This is a genomic window from Duganella sp. GW821-FHT01E12, from assembly GCF_059422325.1.
Genome location: NZ_JBWKWR010000032.1, coordinates 1 through 525, shown reverse-complemented (window position 1 = coordinate 525; position 525 = coordinate 1). Strand labels below are relative to the sequence as shown.

Below are 525 nucleotides of genomic sequence, written 5' to 3'. Positions count from 1 at the left end.
TGGTGGAGGTAAGCGGGATCGAACCGCTGACCTCTTGCATGCCATGCAAGCGCTCTCCCAGCTGAGCTATACCCCCCGGGCGCAGAAAGTCTTCTGTCGTACTGCGTACACTACTCATCAGCCTGGCAAGGCTGGCGTCCCCAGGGGGATTCGAACCCCCGTACTCACCGTGAAAGGGTGATGTCCTAGGCCTCTAGACGATGGGGACCATGGAACTACGGTAAAACTTGTCGCTATCATCTCCGCGCAGTGGTGGAGGTAAGCGGGATCGAACCGCTGACCTCTTGCATGCCATGCAAGCGCTCTCCCAGCTGAGCTATACCCCCCGGGCGCAGAAATAATAAAAGCCGCTTGCGCGACTTTTGTTTTCACTACTTGTATCTATCCAGCGTGAAGCCAAACATCAAACAATCAGTACAAACAACGTCAACTACAACATCTACAACTTGGCGTCCCCAGGGGGATTCGAACCCCCGTACTCACCGTGAAAGGGTGATGTCCTAGGCCTCTAGACGATGGGGACTG

Annotated in this window: 4 tRNA genes; all 4 read right to left on the bottom strand. The window is 55.2% G+C overall.

The annotated features are described in order from the left end of the window. A tRNA-Ala gene (locus AC07WS_RS30360) sits at positions 1 to 76 on the bottom strand. 56 nt (positions 77 to 132) lie between these two features. Further along, a tRNA-Glu gene (locus AC07WS_RS30355) sits at positions 133 to 208 on the bottom strand. Positions 209 to 250: 42 nt separating this feature from the next. Further along, positions 251 to 326, bottom strand: a tRNA-Ala gene (locus AC07WS_RS30350). Positions 327 to 447: 121 nt separating this feature from the next. Next, positions 448 to 523 (bottom strand) — tRNA-Glu (locus tag AC07WS_RS30345). Between the last annotated feature and the right edge of the window lie 2 nt (positions 524 to 525).